Source organism: Celerinatantimonas marina (assembly GCF_046054165.1).
GTDB lineage: Bacteria > Pseudomonadota > Gammaproteobacteria > Enterobacterales > Celerinatantimonadaceae > Celerinatantimonas.
On sequence record NZ_JBFNXK010000007.1, the window covers coordinates 39,456 to 56,606 of the forward strand.

Consider the following 17,151-nt stretch of genomic DNA (forward strand, 5'->3'; position numbering starts at 1 on the left):
AACTGGAATTAAGATCTATGGGGTCGATGCTAAAAATTTTACACAGTGCTGACTGGCATCTGGGCCATCAGTTACATGGTTATTCTCGTTATTATGAACATCAGGTTTTTTTAGACTGGTTGTTAACACAGCTAGTGCAGCAACAGATCGATGTCCTTTGTGTCAGTGGTGATCTGTTTGATACCGCCAATCCTTCAGCGACTAGCTGGCGCCAGCTCTATCAATTTTTGGCTCAGGCCGTACGTGATTGTCCCGGATTGCAAGTGATCCTGACAGCGGGGAACCATGATTCACCGAGTAAAATTAATGCGCCCGGTGAATTGCTTGAGAGTTTTGATTTGCGTCTTATCGGACACGTGCAAAAAGATGAGCAGGGCCGACTGGAGTTGAATCGGCTCTTGGTCCCGCTGAAAAATCGTCAGGGTGAAATTTTAGGCTGGGGACTGGCTGTTCCTTTTTTACGGGCGGGTGATTTAGTGTTGGATAGTTCCATTGAAGATGGGCAACAACGCTGGCAGCAAGCGATTTATGATTTGTATCATCAGCTAGGTGAATTGGCCGATAGTGTTCGTCAGGATGGACAGTTGCTGATGGCGATGGGGCATGGCCATATTCGGGGCGGCACTGTTTCTGAAATGTCTGAGCGACAAATTATGCTCGGAGGTGAACATGCATTGCCTGCGGATATTTTTCCTAAAAATTGTGATTATGTGGCGTTGGGGCATTTGCACTTAGGGCAACATCTGAATGCCGATATTCCGATTTACTATAGTGGTTCCCCGATGCCGCTATCACTGTCTGAGCAGCGTTATCATCATCATGTTCAGCTATTGACTTGGCAGGATAATCAATTAAGTGTGGATTCGATAGCCATACCGCGTTGTTGCGAGATGTTACAGGTGCCGGCACAACCCGCGCCATTAGCTGAAGTTTTAACCGAGTTAGCCACACTTTCTGTTTTCGAAGGTGAAGTAGAACAATCCCCTTATCTGGAAGTACAGGTGCGTTTAGACGCGCCACAGGCTCAGCTTCGGGAACAGGTTATCCAAGCACTGGATGGAAAAAATTATCGTTTGACCCGGATCCGAACCGTTTATCCTGAGCGTTCGCAACAAGCGCATCCATTCGCCGGTAAAGATCTCGATGAACTGACTCCGAATGATGTCTTTAACTTGTGTTATCAGCAGCAATATCAGCAGCAACCGAGCGCTGAACTACTGAAGGCTTTTGCTCAAGTTGTTCATGAGGTGGAAGCACAACAATGAAAATTTTAGCAATTCGTGGTGAAAATATTGCCAGCCTGGCGGGTGAGTTCTCGGTCGATTTTGAAAAGCCTCCACTTAATAATCAGGGGCTGATCGCGATTACTGGGAAGACCGGTTCTGGTAAAAGTACACTTTTAGATTGTTTATGTTTGGCGCTTTATGAACAAGTGCCGCGTTTTGATAGTGAATCACGTACCGTTGAGATTGGCTCAGAAGTACAAACGGAGCGTTTGAAAGCGAACGACATCCGTAACCTCGTTAGTCGCGGTAAAGCCGAGGCAACTGCGGAAGTGTTGTTTCAAACCAGTGATCAGCATCGCTATCTGGCGCGCTGGCAGGTTCGTCGAGCACGTAATCAGGTGAGTGGTCGCTGGCAAGCGAGTAGTCGTGAACTGATTGATTTAAAAACCAATCAGCCTTTTAGTGCTAATAAACGCGAATTTCAGCAGCATATCGATGAACTGATTGGCTTGAATTACGAACAGTTTCGCCGTTCGGTTATGTTGGCTCAGGGAGATTTTGCGGCTTTTTTAAAAGCGCCCGAAGATCAGCGCTCCGCATTATTGGAACGGATGACCGGTACTGAGCTGTATAGCCAGATTTCACAGCAGGTCTATGAGCATCATAAAGAGCAGCTGGCTCAATTGGATAAACTGCAAGAACAGTTGGACCAGGTGACCATTCTGGATGAAGAGAGTCGCAGCGAGTTACGTCAGCAATTACACGCTCAGCAGCAACGACAGAATGAACTGGTTCAGGCTGAGCAGACTCAGCGCCAGCTGGCCGTATTGCTCACCAGTTTAGATGAAGCGTTACAACAGCAAAAACAGGCTCGGCAAGCGCTCGACAGTCATCAACAGCAGGGGGACGCTATTGGTGAATTTCGGCAACAATTAACACAGTTAACCCGGTTAGCCCCGGTAAAAACGCTATGGCAGCAACGTCATGATCATCAGCACCAACTGGATGAGTTGCAACAGCAGCAAGAATCGTTGCAACATCAGTTTGATGAGCAGCAACAGCATCAGCAACAGCTAGAACAACAGGTTGTTACAGGTCAAAAAGCCCTGGAACAATTTGAGCAAGCCGTTGCGCAGCAGGCTGGAGCGTTGCAGCAGGCTCGGGAATTGGACGGTGAAATCAAACTGCGTCAGCAGCAGAGTGCACAGTTAGAAACTCGCTTAGCTCAAAGCCATGAGCAGCAGCTGCGAGAGCAACATCAACTGCAGCATCTGCAACATCAGCGTGATGAACTACAAACATCGTTACAGGCTGTGGAAAAATGGCTAGCGCAACATCAGCAACAGGCCCGTTGGAACAGTGAACAGGCACGTATTGAACCGCTGTTGAGCGGTTATCAAAAACAGGCGCGAGAGCTTCACTATCGGGAACAACTCCATGGTGAAATTGAGCAGCTTCAGCGTCAGCAGCATCAAATTGATGTCGCCATCGGAGAGCTTAAACCGGCATTGAGTCAGTTTAAAGACGAGTTGGATAAACGGCAGCAAAAACTCAATGAAGGGATCGACTTCCAAGGGCAATTTACACGGTTGACTCAGCAGCGAGAGCAATTGTTGCAACGTTATAACCGCTTGGAACAGTTGGGAAATGAGCTCCGCTCTCAGCAGCAGTGCCATAGTGGGCTCCAGCAATTACAACAGTTGCAACAGCAACTGATTTCTCAGCAGCAAGCATTAAAACAGCAGTTGTTGCAGGTTGAAAGTGCTTTGACTGAGGCGCGTGAGCAATATGCCAATGCTCGACAGGTGGTTGATTTATCGCATTACCGTCAACATTTGCAACCTGGTACCCCTTGTCCATTGTGTGGCAGTGAACAACATCCGTATCTGAATGATACGGTGTTAGAACCGGTCGCGACTATTTTGGAACAGCTACAGCAGCGAGGTGAACAGCTTGCTTCTCAGCAGATCAATCTGGAGGGACAACGGCGGGCGCTGGTTGAAAAACAGCGGTTGTTGCAGCAGCAAGAACGCCAGCTGTTGGAACAATGGCAACTAGGAGAGCAGCGTTATCAGACTTGGCTCCCCTTATTCCCTGAATTGACTGAACAAACGGACGGATTGGAATGGATTAGTCAGCAGCAACGACAGAGTGAACAACAAGCTGATGAGCTCTATCAACAGCTGCAGGCTATTCAGCAGCGCTGGCAGCAATGGGAACAACTGCGTAAAGAAATAGAGCCGCAGCACTCGTATTACCAACAGCGTTATAACGAACTACGTGATTTGGAAGCGCAGCAACAGTTAGTTTGTGCCCAGTTAGTTCAGCATCGTCAGTCTTTGGGTCAGTTGGATGAGAGTCATCAGAGTCATCATGTTGAAGCGCTTCAACAACAACTTGATGAACTGTTTTCTGATTATCCTTGGCTGGATTACCTAGCGCAAATGGGAGTCGATGGCGTATTACATTGGGTCCACAGTGAATTACAGGAATACCAGCAGGTTGTGGCGCAGCAGTCTGCTTTAGAACAGCATCAACTACAACTTCATGGGCAGTTGCAGGAGCAACAACTTAAGTTAGATTATGCCGTAAAAAGCTATGAGGTACTGCGTCAGGAATTGACCACCCTGCATGAACGAGTGACCGAGCAGCAACAACAGCGCCAGACCTTACTCGATGGCTTATCGGTTGAGCAATGGTTGGCACGGCAGCAGGCACAACGTCAACAATTACAGCAGCAACAACAAACAATTAGCGTGCAGCGTCAGCAATCCGGGGAAGCTTTGGCTTCGTTGAAAGGTCAGTTGCATACGCAGGCTAACCGGCAGGCGCAGTTAAAGAGCGCGCAGCGAGAATTAACGCAGCGTTGGCAGCAAGTATTGAACGATTATCAACTAGAGGAGGCCAGCTGCGAACCCTTGTTCCAGATTGAGCCTCAGCGTATCGACCAGATGCAACAACAAGTGCATGCATACGAGCAGCAGCAGTTGGTATTGAACGAACAGTTGAAAAATCGCGAGCAAGGTTATCAGACGCTCGTGCATCAGGTGGAGCAGCACCAGTCTCTACTTGAGCGTCAGTTGAACATGCTGGAGCTTGAAGATGTACAGGCCCTGAATACGCTTAAAGAACAGCTCGATGAACAAATTTACCAATTGCGTAAGCAGTTGGATGGGGATGAACAGGCTCGCCAGCATTCTCAGCAGTTGCATGCAGACTACCTGAAACAGCAACAAGAAAGTGCTGTTTGGGAACAGCTCAATCAGCTTATCGGTTCGGCAAGCGGTGCAAAATTCAGAACCTTTGCCCAGCAATTAACACTGGATAAATTGTTGTTTGAGGCGAATCGGCAGTTGCTTGAGCTTGCACCACGTTACCAGTTGCAGCGTGTGCCGGGAAGTTCACTGGCATTGCAGATTGTCGATCTAGATATGGGCGATGAAATTCGGGCGCTAGCGAGCTTGTCTGGTGGTGAAACATTTTTAGTTTCTTTGGCGTTAGCATTGGCGCTTTCGGCGGTATCGTCGCGTAATTTGCAGATCCAATCGTTATTTATTGATGAAGGATTTGGCTCTTTGGATCCGGATAGCCTCGATATTGTGATGGGCTGTTTGGATAAATTGCAGGCCAGTGGCCGTCAGGTGACGGCAATCTCGCATGTGCAGGCGATGGTTGAACGTATTAGTGCCAAGATCCGGTTGTTGCCGCAAGGTTCAGGGGTGAGTCAGCTACTCACACAAATCGATTGATCAGTCGCTTCCCGAGAATGACTCGGGAAGATTAGACTCATCGTTGCGCCGTTTCATCGTGATGGTTGGTTTTGCACTTGAGCATCTGCTAAGCGGCGGCCCTCTTCATAACCCAATAAACTCAGTGGGTTAGGACATCCCTCAGGCGTTGGTGTGCACATGTGAATAATGGGGGCCGTCACCTGTTGGGGATGATGGCACTCAAGTCATAGCCGGCACTTTTTGCGTACTGAAGGATCTCTTCAGGCGTTAAGACTTGGGTACAAGACAGCGCCCAGAGGGTAATGGAGCGGGTTCCGGTCCGACAATAGGCCAGTACTGGTGGCGAAGCTGCATTGAATAATTCACTAAACTGGGTGATTTCAGCCGCTGTGATGTTGCCACTGATTACGGGTAAGTAATGACTGGTGATACCTAAACGTTTTGCTTCGGTGTTAATTTCATCAAAGAGCGGTTGATGGACCGCTTCCCCATCTGGGCGGTTACAGATGATGGTTTTGAATCCCATGGCCTGAATATCGGCAATCTCGGATACTTCAAGCTGAGGGCTGACAGAAAGATCGGACGTTACTTTTTTAATCTCCATATCACACCTCTTAGATGAAATTTACCGGGATTTTTATAAATTGATGGCCATTTTTAGCGCGAGCGCCAAATTGTCCATTGCGCATATTGGCCTGAATGGAAGGAAGCAGCAGCTTGGGAACGGCTAGTGTGGCATCGCGGGTTTCTCGCATTCGGATATATTCATCGATCGGCGTATCTGGTTTTATTTGGGTGTTGTCTTGTTTGGCTTGAGCAATGGTGGTCATCCATATCGGTTGCTCACCCTCTTGCGGATAATCATGCCCTAAGAAAACACGGGTGTGGTCATCTAGAGTATAAAAGCGCTGAATCGTGTGGTAGAGCTGTGCGGCACTCCCGCCGGGAAAATCACAGCGAGCTGTCCCCAGATGTGGCGCAAATAGGGTATCTCCCACGAAAATGGCATCGTCAATGAGATAACTGGCACAGGCGGGGGTATGTCCGGGAGTATGCCAAACGGTGACGGGAAGTGAGCCGATGAGAAAGGTTTCACCTTCATCGAATAGCCGATCGTATTGTTCGCCAGAGATTGGGGTGTCGGCTTCGTTATCGAAGATTGGAACCCAAAATTTGAGCACTTTAACAATGGCGGATCCCATTGCAATCTCTCCACCCAAATTTTCTTTAAGATAGTGGGCAGCCGTGATGTGATCCGCATGGACATGAGTCTCCAAAATCCATTGGCATTGCAGATAATGCTGTTTGACAAAATGAATGACGTCATCGGCATGTGTGGTACTCCAGTGGCCGGAGTACGGATCATAATCAAGGACCGAATCGATAATAGCGCAAGACTGGGTGGCTTCATCGATCACAACGTGGGTGAAGGTTGCTGTATTCGTATCATAGAATGTTTTGACTTGCATGGTTAGCCTCACGTTAAAGTAGTTCTTTACTGATGATGACAACCGCGATAATCAGCGTGAAAAACGCAAATATCTTTTGCAGTGTTTGACTCTCAAGCCGAGATGAAATATGAGTAGATAAGAACATGCCGATCCCGGTGGCGATCAATAGTAGTGGGATCATTGGCATTTCGATCACTATTCCATTTTGCAGGTCGCCGATAAAACCGATTAATGATTTTAGGGCAATAATAAATAGTGAGGCGCCTACGGCTTTATGCATCGGCATCCCCATCAATAAGACCAACGCCGGGATAATTAAAAATCCGCCCCCAGCGCCCAAGATACCGGTTATGACACCGACGACGGCGCCTTCTATTATGATTAGAAACCAATTGATGTGAATGGGGGCTTCAGTGGGAAAAGTAGAGGCGCTGGTTAAATGGCTATCCGTATGTTGATAGGCTTTTTTCAGCATAAGTATGGCTGACAGCAGCATCAAAATAGCGAATACCACCATGATGATTACGTTTTTGGCGAAGGATAAGGATGCAATTTCAAACTGGGAAGGAATGTTCGGCATAAGATAAGCTCGCGAGCCATAGACCGCTAAGATGGCTGGAATAGCAAATGCGATAGATGCTGGGATATCAACTAGCCCTTGACGGAAATAGCGAATCGCACCAAATGCAGCGGTAAGACCGACGATCAAGAGTGAGTAGCCGGTAGCAATATCGGGAGCAATCCCCATAAGATAAACCAGAATGGGGACCGTTAACACGGATCCACCACCCCCAATAACGCCTAGTACGATGCCCATGAGGCTTGCAGACAGGTAGCCTATGATTTCCATATGGCTGCATCTCTATAAGATGTTTATTAGATACTTCTAATATAGGTGTTCAATGAGAAATCACCGGAATATTTATGAAAACTGTGATGGAGGTATGTCTGTGAGGGGAATGTGATGAAAACGAATCACGGTTGTTGTTATAAAAAACGCCAGATTTTGCGGACATCTGGCGTTTGAAATGGGAGTGACTTGACTGATTAACTATGTTCTTTCAGATAAATATTTTCATAGCAGTAGTTGGTGGCTTGTACAAAACCTTCGACACTCCCACAATCGAAGCGTTTCCCTTTGAATTTATAAGCCATAACACAGCCGTTTTTGGCTTGTTCCAATAACGCATCGGTTAATTGAATTTCACCATTTTTACCGGGTTTGGTGTTACGTAGAATATCAAAGATATCTGGGGTGAGGATATAACGACCAATGACCGCTAAATTGGATGGGGCATCATCTTTGTGGGGTTTTTCGACCATATTGGTGACGCGGTAAAGATCATCTTTTAAAGCATCCCCGGCAATCACACCATATTTATCGACTTGATCTTCAGGGACTTCCATGATGGCAACAATAGAACAGCGGAACTGATTATAGAGTTTCACCATTTGTGTTAACACGCCATCATCACCGTTATTCAGACACAAGTCATCGGCGAGCACGACCGCGAATGGATCATTACCGATGAGCGTTTCACCACATAAAATGGCATGCCCCAATCCCATCATTTTTTTCTGGCGAGTGTAGGTACAGGTGGTTTTTTCCATGAGTTCCCGTACTCCGGCCAGATAGGCTTCTTTAGAGGTGCCGGCAATTTCATTTTCCAGCTCATAGCTGATATCGAAATGATCGGTAATGGCGCGTTTCCCTCGGCCTGTAATAAATGCCATATCCGTTAAACCTGCTTCTACTGCTTCCTCAACCCCGTATTGCACAATCGGTTTATTGACGACTGGAAGCATTTCTTTTGGCATTGATTTAGTCGCTGGTAAAAAACGTGTCCCATAGCCGGCAACTGGAAATAAGCATTTTTTTATTTTCATTTAAAAGGCCTCTTATGGCTAAATAAAAGCGTTGTTTTATATTAAAACAACAAAATTTCGACGGAATGTCAAAATTTACTTGGCATAACATCTGCTTAACTTTAATCACATCATAAAGCATAACATGCTGTTACAAATTCGACTGGCAGGGAAAACCCATAGAGTCATGATTGCGCTATTCCTATAGATAGATTAATCAGAAATTTTTAAATTAACAAAATTTGCTGGAGAAGCCTATGACTAATCTGCAACTTCAACAGTTACAGAAACTTGTCTTATCACTCTATGGCGATATGTCGTTAGTAGATTCTATTGTAACACGGGTGGAATGGGCCAGGCAGGACCGTCAGCATAACGCACAGCCGTGGAGCAATGAAGATGTGATCTTGATCACTTATGGTGATTCAATGTGCTCGGATGGGCAATCACCTTTAGCGACCCTCAACTATTTTATTCAACGTTATTTAGAACAAACATTTAGTGCCGTGCATATTTTGCCGTTTTTCCCATTTAGTTCTGATGATGGTTTCTCGGTGATTGATTACTATCAGGTTAATTATCATCTCGGGGATTGGTCGGATGTAGAACGGATCACTCAGCATAAAGAGTTGATGGTCGATTTAGTCATGAATCATGCTTCTCGTCAGAGTTTATGGTTTATCGATTTTATTAATGGGGAAGGTTCGGGACATCATTTTTTTATTGAAGCTGATCCGGCAGAAGATTTCAGCCAGGTGACCCGTCCGCGGACGTCGCCGTTGATCGTTGATGTCTACACCCGGCAAGGTGTGAAGCATGTCTGGGCGACATTCAGTGATGATCAAATCGATGTCAATTTTAAAAATCCTAAAGTGTTATTAGCGTATTTGGACATCCTTTTATTTTATATCCATCAAGGGGCCCGTTACATTCGCTTGGATGCGGTGGCTTTTGCTTGGAAGGAGCTGGGAACAACGTGTATTCATCTGCCGCAAACCCATGCTTTGGTGAAATTAATTCGGGTGGTGATGGAAGCCATCGATCCAAATCTGGTATTGATTACCGAAACGAATGTGCCGCATCAGGAGAATATCAGTTATTTTGGTGAAGGCGATGAAGCACATCTAGTGTATCAGTTTGCATTGCCTCCGCTGTTGTTGCATGCGTTGAATCGGGGAAATGGTCAATATCTGAATCATTGGGCTCGGAATTTAGAAGCATTACCAGAAGGTTGTAGCTACTTTAACTTTGTGGCTTCGCACGATGGGATTGGTGTCCGTCCGGTGGAGAGTCTGATCCCAAGTCATGAAATTGATGATTTGGTGAAAAGTATTCGTGACTTTGGTGGGTTCGTCAGTATGAAATCAAATCCGGATGGTAGCAAAAGCCCTTATGAGCTGAATATCTCATTATTTGAGGCGTTACAGGGAACACGTCTGGGGCCGGATATGTATCAGTTGAGTCGCTATCTGTGTTGCCAGTTGATTATGTTAGCGATGCCGGGGATCCCGGGAATTTATATTCATTCACTGACGGCAACGCCGAATGATGTGCAACTGGTGGAACAAACCGGACGAACGCGATCGATCAATCGTCATCGCTGGGATCTTTCAGAATTTGAAACATTATTGGCGAATGCCAGTAGCGATCAACATCAGATTTTTTTCCGGTTAAATTATCTCATTCAACTTCGACGTCAGCAGCGAGCTTTTCATCCGCAAGGTGCATTTCGAGTGCTATCGATCAATGATGATCATTTTTTTGCGATAGAACGTGTTAGCCCGGAAGGTGGGCAACGGATTGTGGCTCTCTATAATTTAACCCGGCATCCCCATGATGTGCCTGAATCAGAATATCCTTTCCCAGCGTTGAAGATTTGGGATTTAATTAGTGAAGAATGGATTGATATTCGAAATATTCAGTTGGCACCTTATCAGGTCATGTGGTTGTTAATTAAACAACCGGCTGAGTAATGTCCGCGGTGTGTAGCATTTTTGCCGGCCCGCCAGAATGGGGCCGATTGTGCAACCCCAAAACCTTCGCGCAGAAATAATGCGAAGGCCGGGGGAGGCGTGTACTTTTCAAGAAGGGATTAGCTGTTATCGGCCTCAACCGCATCATAAATTTTTTCAAGAAAATCAGGAATGGCACTGGTGATTCGATTCCAACTGGGGATAAATGGGGCCTCGGAAGGTCGGTCCAAGAAAATGTCGCCCGCCCGCATAATGGCTTGCGCAAATAATTCAACCGCCTCTTCTTCGGCATGGCGAGTCACGGTTAAACCGTTGATGATTGCATCATTGTAATAGCTGTCGATGAAATCCAGTGCCATTCGGTAGTAGGTGGCTTTGAGGGTACGCAGTTTTCCAGGATTGAGAACATGCCCTTGAGTGGCTAGTTTACGCATCATGGCTTTACTGATATCGGTCGCCATTCGGGCTAGGCCGTTATCAAGATTATCAATGCTTAGATCTTGATGTTTGTGATCATAGACGTCGGCGATATCAACCTGACAAATTTTATTGGTGGCATAATTACGATAAATTTCTGAAAGCATTCCGATTTCAAGTCCCCAGTCAAACGGAATGCGAATATCGTTCAGCACACTGGTTTGCATTGAAAATTCACCGGATAATGAATATTTGAAGCTGTCCATATATTCTAGATAATCGTCAGCACCTTCCATTTTTTTCAGGGCCTTGATCAGCGGGGTGACGAGCAGCCGAGCCACCCGGCCGTTGAGTTTCCCATCAGCATAGCGGGCGTAATAACCTTTACAGAATTGGTAATTAAAATGAGGATTGGCCACGGGATAAAAGAGTCGGGCCAGCATATCTCGGGAATAGGTGAGAATATCACAATCGTGTAATGCAACAGCTTTACCCATTCCGGAGGCCAGCACATAGCCCATACAATACCAAACGTTACGGCCCTTACCCGCTTCTTGAGGGGCTAAGTGGGCTTCGGCCAGTAACTGATCTAATTCCTGTAGCCGAGGACCATCGTTCCATAGAATTCGGACCCGCTGAGGAAGTGCGCTAAAAAATTCTTTGGCATATAGATATTCATCGTGAGTTGCGTTATCGAGGCCGACCACTATTTCACTTAAATAAGGAACCTGTTTGAGTTCATCAACAATATGAGCTAATGCCGGACGCTGCAATTCAGAGAACAGCGAAGGGAGCACCAGCGTCATCGGGCGTACCCGTGAAAAACTCATTAATTCTTGTTCTAGTTGTGCAATCGGCCTGCGAGTTAGATTATGTAACGTGGTCACAATGCCATTCTGATAAAAATCAGCCATAATACCTCTCCTTCAGAATATAATGGTCGATAACCTGCAACAGGGCAGCCTGCCATCCTGCTGGTCCAATATGTTGCGTATATATGCGATTTGGGCGTGTTCGTCCTAAATCTAATTTGTGATGGCCGGTATGTGAGCGGATCGCAATGGCAATATCAGCTGCATCCAGCATTGTTTTGTCGTTTGGGCTGTCGCCTAGCGCAACGGTGAGAAAACTTTGTTGGGCGGATTGCTGTTGATAGCACTGACTCAGCCATTGCATAGCGTCCGCTTTGTCATGTGTACTTTTGACATGCCAAAAACGTCCCCCCTCAACCAAGATTAACTTTTGTTTTGCCAGTTCGTATTTAAATTCTTCAATATCGCCGCGTTCCCATTGGATGGGCTCGGATGCGAGTCGTTGGCGACTCATTTTGGCCTGTTCGAATTCAAGAGAGGTAATTTGGCTGATTTCCTGAGTCGACATATCGTGAAATCCACGAAATTCAAAGCGGCCTGTGGCTCGAAGTTCGCCCAGGAGCCGACAGATAAAATCGTAAGAACGACCGAAACGTTTGATGAAATAACGCTTTCCCCCTGCGGCCGTGATCATTTCATCGTGTTCAGGCAGTTCATTAAAGTAGTTTTCAGGAATGGCTATTGCGGATCCATTTTCAACAGCAAACGGATGAAAACCGCCCAGTTTGTTCTCAATTTCAACTGTTTCAGAGAAGGTTTTACTGGTATTTAGAATCAAAGGAATATTGTATCTAAACAATTGTAAAAGCGCGGGTTTCGCTGCATCATAACTGTAGTTGTAATGATCTAATAGGGTGCCGTCCAAGTCACTGAAGACAAGTAACTTACTTGCAAATGCTTTTTGGGAAGGCCGGATGTGCGTGGTTTCCAAAGCATTGGTAAGCGTCAATGACTGATGAGCGGAGCGATTTCGCATAGGGTACTCCATGAATGTCCCAATTTTATCTGTTCTCATTTGGGTCTACTCTGATTGAACAGGATAATCTGTTGTTTGCAGTATCGATGCCAAATATTTGACAAAAATCATTTTATTTTCCGCAATAAGGGAACCTACACGAATATTCAGTTAGTTACAGTTTTAACAATAGTTTAGAATTAATAAGTGAAGTCAACGGTTTTCCACATAACTGCGCGTGGATGCACTTCATTAGTGCAAATTGGATCGATCTTTTATATCGACGGCAGGGATAGTTATGACTACGCTTGTCATAAAAGTGTCATTAATTCTCAGCATAATTGTCAAAATCGTATGTAACTAGGGTATTGGAATGCCTAGAAGAATTTTAATCGTAGAGGATGAAGCTCCAATTCGTGAGATGCTTTGTTTTGTTTTAGAACAGAATGGATATGAGGCGGTTGAAGCGAACGATGTTGAGGAAGCTCAAGAGCGATTAGTTGAACCTTATCCGGAGCTGGTCTTGCTCGATTGGATGCTTCCCGGTGGAAGTGGTCTTTCATTGTTAAAATGGATGAAGCGTAATGATGTGACCCGACAGATCCCGGTCATTATGTTAACCGCTCGGGGAGAAGAAGAGGACAAAGTTCAGGGACTGGAAGCGGGTGCCGACGATTACCTGACTAAACCTTTTGCCCCGAAAGAACTGATGGCTCGGGTTAAAGCCGTTATTCGCCGGGTGTCTCCAACATCTCTGGATGATATTATTGAAGTTCAGGGGCTGCATTTGGATCCGGTCTCACATCGGGTGCTTATTGATAATATCCCGTTGGATATGGGGCCTACTGAGTTTAACTTGTTGCATTTTTTTATGACGCATCCGGAACGGGTTTATAGTCGAGAGCAACTACTGAATAATGTTTGGGGAACGAACGTTTATGTCGAAGATCGTACTGTTGATGTTCACATTCGTCGTTTAAGAAAGGCCATTGCTGATTACGGATATGATAAACTCATCCAAACAGTCCGCGGTTCAGGATACCGCTTTTCGACCAGGATAAAATAACGGATGCTAATGCCCGATACGTGGGGGCAACTGTTTTGGCGGTTGCTCCGCATCTACCTACCATTTTTGTTGGCAGGGTGGCTTTGTCACCAGATATTTCTTTTTCTTTTCCTCGGTAGTCTTCTTCACATTGGCTGGTTTTATTACCAGCAACGTAAACTTTTAAATTGGCTCTATGTAGATAAACGGCTAACCCCTCCAGAAGGGGCTGGAACTTGGCAGCCGGTTTTTTATGGTATTTATCAATTGGTGAAACGGCGATTAAACCGTGAACGAGAACTGGCCCAGCTCATGAAGTCATTTCGTTTGGGGGCTGAGTCGTTGCCAGATGCGATTGTGGTGTTTAATCAGCAGGATGAAATCGTGTGGTGCAATCGTCTGGCGATGCATTTGATCGGGTTAAAATGGCCGACGGATGCGGGGCAAACGATATCGAACCTAGTTCGCCAGCCTGAATTTGTTCGGTATATTACCAAGCGTCAATTCAATAAAGGGATTGAGATTACCAGCCCATCCCGAAGTGATTTGAAACTTGAATGCCGGGTGATGCCTTATGGTGATCAATTTTTGATGATTGTCCGGGATGTGACGCAACAACGGAAGTTGGATAAGATGCGAAAGCACTTTATTTCGAATGTGTCCCATGAACTGCGCACGCCTTTGACGGTATTGCGTGGTTATCTGGAAATGTTAGATGATGATCTTCCATCACCGGTGGTCTGGAATAAAGCCCATCGGATGATGAGTGAACAGGCACTGCGAATGGATAATTTGGTGAATCAGCTGTTAACTTTAGCTCGCATTGAAGCCGCTCCGGAAATCGATGCGATGCAACAGGTTGATGTGCCGAATATGCTTGATGTGCTGCATCATGAGGCCGAAAGTCTGGCGGGTGAAGGAGAATTTCAGTTTGATTTTGATATCGACCCTCATTTATGGATGGTGGGTAATGCAGATCAAATGCGTAGTGCGTTCACCAATTTAGTCAATAATGCGGTGAAATATTGTTCTCAGCCGGCTTTGATTGAAGTCAGTTGGAAGTTGCTCCCTCAGGGAGCTTGTTTCGCAGTTCGTGACAATGGGCCAGGGATCCCACCACAACATATACAACGGTTAACGGAACGTTTTTATCGGGTAGATAAAGATCGCTCCCGCAATACGGGGGGAGCCGGATTAGGGCTTTCGATTGTGAAACATGCGTTGCAGCATCACCGGAGTGAACTGGTGATTGAGAGTGTTGTGGGAAAAGGCAGCCGTTTTAGTTTTATTATTCCCTCAGAGTTGCTGGTCAATGTGAAAAACCAACCCACAGCCCCAGCCGCGTTGGCTGAATATTCTTCGTAGTTTTATCCCTTCAGACGCATTCGATTGTCATTTCGAAACAGAAAATACGGCCATTAACTGGCCGTATTAGTTTGTTGTAATTGGTATTCCCGATTGCGGATATAGTTATAAATCTCTATTTGTGAGCGGGTTTTACGACGATTACCGCGTTTGACATATTGGTTTGACTGGTTGACGTCAATCACTCGCGCTTTGGTCGTATCATCAAACTGGATTTCCAGTAACTCTTTGATGTAGTTTTTTAAAGCAGGGTTGTAAATGGGACATCCTACTTCAATGCGTTGATCTATATTGCGAGTCATCCAGTCAGCAGAGGAAATAAATGTACGATCCTCGCCACCACTATGAAAAATAAAGATGCGAGGATGTTCGAGAAAACGGTCCACAATACTGATAATCGAAATATTGTCACTGATCCCTGGGAGTCCCGGCAGAAGGCTACACATCCCGCGAATAATCATTTTGATTTTGACTCCGGCTTTACTGGCCGCATAGAGACGATTGATGATCCCGACATCGACCAAGTTGTTGACTTTGACGATGATGGATGCGGGCTTCCCGGCGTTGGCCTGACTGATTTCATTGTCGATCAGGCTGAACAGGCGACGTCTGGACTCAATGGGAGAAACCATTAAATGTTTAAATTTATAGCGACGATATGGACGTTCAATGAATTTAAAAACATTATTAACTTCGTTACCAATTTCCTGATCTTTCGTGAAGAGCGCAAAATCGGTATAGATTTTAGCCGTCTTCTCATGAAAATTACCGGTCCCGATATGACTGTAAAAGCATAATTGCTCATCTTCTTCCCGGCTGATCAGTAATAGTTTAGAGTGAATTTTCAGGCTGGGAAGGCCAAATAAAACGCGTACTCCGGCATCGGTGAGCTGCTGGGCCCATTCGATATTAGCCTGTTCATCAAAACGAGCACGAAGTTCTACGACAACCGTGACGCGTTTCCCATTATGGGCGGCTTCTATCAGAGAATGCATGATCCGAGAGTTACTGGCGACTCGGTAAATATTGATTTTGATACTACGAACTTTAGGATCAAAGCAAGATTGGCGAACGAGTTCAGTCAGATAACTAAATTTTTGATAGGGGTAGTGCAGTAAAATATCTTGTTCACTGATTGCATCGAACGCGGTGCGGTGTCGATCAAATTGGGAACAATTAAGCGCGGGCAATTTAGGATGCTCTAAATATTTTCGACCTACATTGGGAAACCCCATAAGGTCTTTAAAACTATGATAGCGTCCTCCCCCGCGGATATGATCATAAGATGAAATATGCAGCTTCGCTTTTAGCAATTTCAGCAGGTCAGATGGCATTTTTTCATCATAAACAAAGCGAACGGGTTCAGCGGTTAGACGTTGTTTTAAACCTTCGGACATTTTTTCCAGAATACTTAAATCGACTTCATCCGTCAGGTCGTATTCAGCATCCCGGGTCATCTTCAGTGAGTAAGCACTGATTTCATCATAATCAAAAAAGCCCCGGAAAATATCATCTAAACAGAATCGGATGATGTTATCTAAAATCATTAACGATTTTTTCTTACGACTTCCTTCGGCGGGGAGCACGATAAAGCGAGGCAGGTCATCTGTTGGAATTTCAACCAGAGCATAGCGTTGATTAACACAACTGCCATCGGGTCGCTGTTGCTGCATTTTAATGGCTAAATAGGTGTGATCATCTTTAAGAAAGTTAAGGAGTTTGACTTCTTCATTCAGTAGGATCGGTGTGATATGGCGTAAAATTTTATTTTGAAAATATCCGGTCAGCCATTTTTGATGAAATAAACTTAATTGAGTTTCGTTAATTAAAAAAATGTTCCGTCTAGCCAGCGCTATAATCACTTCCCGATAGGTTTCGTCGAAGGTACTGTCCAATTGGGCGGTTTTCGTCTGAATCTTATTCAGTAAGTGTTTTGAGCCATCATCATCATTGCTGTAGCGGTTTAAGAGGATCCGGCGTTTAACATCGGCCACTCGAACTTTAAAAAATTCATCCTGATTACTAGAGAAAATCCCTAAAAAACGGATACGCTCAATCAAGGGCACTGTTTTATCCTGCGCCTCCTGAAGTACCCGTTCATTAAATGACAACCAACTTAGCTCTTTTTCTAAAAAGAGCTTTTCATCATTCATAAATACTCCCTTAATATGAGCTCCGAGTGGGGTGCTATCCTTAAAAAATAACCGAAAATCATGAAAGCAGTTTCAATGTATTTATCTGGAATCCTCG

The 17,151-nt window shown here is 45.4% G+C and carries 12 protein-coding genes; 5 read left to right on the plus strand and 7 right to left on the minus strand.

Annotation, left to right across the window (positions count from 1 at the left end):
• Nucleotides 1-17: 17 nt before the first annotated feature.
• Together ABUE20_RS09315 and ABUE20_RS09320 are read left to right on the plus strand one after the other, a co-directional pair.
• On the plus strand, nt 18-1,265 hold the full coding sequence (locus ABUE20_RS09315) for an exonuclease SbcCD subunit D C-terminal domain-containing protein (RefSeq protein ID WP_408619630.1): 1,248 nt from the start codon (nt 18-20) through the stop codon (nt 1,263-1,265).
• On the plus strand, nt 1,262-4,975 hold the full coding sequence (locus ABUE20_RS09320) for an AAA family ATPase (protein ID WP_408619631.1): 3,714 nt from the start codon (nt 1,262-1,264) through the stop codon (nt 4,973-4,975). The genes ABUE20_RS09315 and ABUE20_RS09320 overlap by 4 nt, the downstream gene beginning before the upstream one ends.
• A gap of 178 nt (nt 4,976-5,153) precedes the next feature.
• On the opposite strand, the gene ABUE20_RS09325 is transcribed toward ABUE20_RS09320, so the two are convergent.
• From ABUE20_RS09325 to galU, 4 genes are all read right to left on the minus strand, one after another.
• Nucleotides 5,154-5,561, minus strand: a complete 408-nt coding sequence (locus ABUE20_RS09325; protein WP_408619632.1) for a protein tyrosine phosphatase family protein — start codon at nt 5,559-5,561, stop codon at nt 5,154-5,156.
• 10 nt (nt 5,562-5,571) lie between these two features.
• On the minus strand, nt 5,572-6,426 hold the full coding sequence (locus ABUE20_RS09330; RefSeq protein ID WP_408619633.1) for an MBL fold metallo-hydrolase: 855 nt from the start codon (nt 6,424-6,426) through the stop codon (nt 5,572-5,574).
• A 13-nt stretch (nt 6,427-6,439) separates the two neighbouring features.
• Complete coding sequence (locus ABUE20_RS09335; protein WP_408619634.1) at nt 6,440-7,258, minus strand: sulfite exporter TauE/SafE family protein; 819 nt, start codon at nt 7,256-7,258, stop codon at nt 6,440-6,442.
• Nucleotides 7,259-7,455: 197 nt separating this feature from the next.
• Entirely contained in the window at nt 7,456-8,295 is an 840-nt protein-coding gene (gene galU, locus ABUE20_RS09340) for a UTP--glucose-1-phosphate uridylyltransferase GalU (RefSeq protein WP_408619635.1), read from the minus strand.
• Nucleotides 8,296-8,531: 236 nt separating this feature from the next.
• Here galU and ABUE20_RS09345 point away from each other — a divergent pair, with 236 nt between their 5' ends.
• Entirely contained in the window at nt 8,532-10,247 is a 1,716-nt protein-coding gene (locus ABUE20_RS09345) for a sugar phosphorylase (protein ID WP_408619636.1), read from the plus strand.
• Between the two features lie 119 nt (nt 10,248-10,366).
• Here ABUE20_RS09345 and ABUE20_RS09350 read toward each other — a convergent pair whose 3' ends face one another.
• Nucleotides 10,367-11,578: a glycosyltransferase family protein gene (locus ABUE20_RS09350; protein ID WP_408619637.1), complete on the minus strand. Its 1,212-nt coding sequence runs from the start codon at nt 11,576-11,578 to the stop codon at nt 10,367-10,369.
• Nucleotides 11,571-12,512, minus strand: coding sequence for an HAD-IIB family hydrolase (locus ABUE20_RS09355; protein WP_408619638.1), 942 nt, complete (start codon nt 12,510-12,512; stop codon nt 11,571-11,573). The genes ABUE20_RS09350 and ABUE20_RS09355 overlap by 8 nt, the downstream gene beginning before the upstream one ends.
• A 352-nt stretch (nt 12,513-12,864) precedes the next feature.
• Between ABUE20_RS09355 and phoB the strand changes: the two genes are divergently transcribed.
• Nucleotides 12,865-13,557, plus strand: coding sequence for a phosphate regulon transcriptional regulator PhoB (phoB, locus tag ABUE20_RS09360; protein ID WP_408619639.1), 693 nt, complete (start codon nt 12,865-12,867; stop codon nt 13,555-13,557).
• 3 nt (nt 13,558-13,560) lie between these two features.
• Nucleotides 13,561-14,901, plus strand: coding sequence for a phosphate regulon sensor histidine kinase PhoR (gene phoR / locus ABUE20_RS09365; protein WP_408619640.1), 1,341 nt, complete (start codon nt 13,561-13,563; stop codon nt 14,899-14,901).
• 53 nt (nt 14,902-14,954) lie between these two features.
• Here the strand turns inward: phoR and ppk1 are convergent, their stop codons facing one another.
• Nucleotides 14,955-17,054: a polyphosphate kinase 1 gene (ppk1, locus tag ABUE20_RS09370; protein ID WP_408619641.1), complete on the minus strand. Its 2,100-nt coding sequence runs from the start codon at nt 17,052-17,054 to the stop codon at nt 14,955-14,957.
• Between the last annotated feature and the right edge of the window lie 97 nt (nt 17,055-17,151).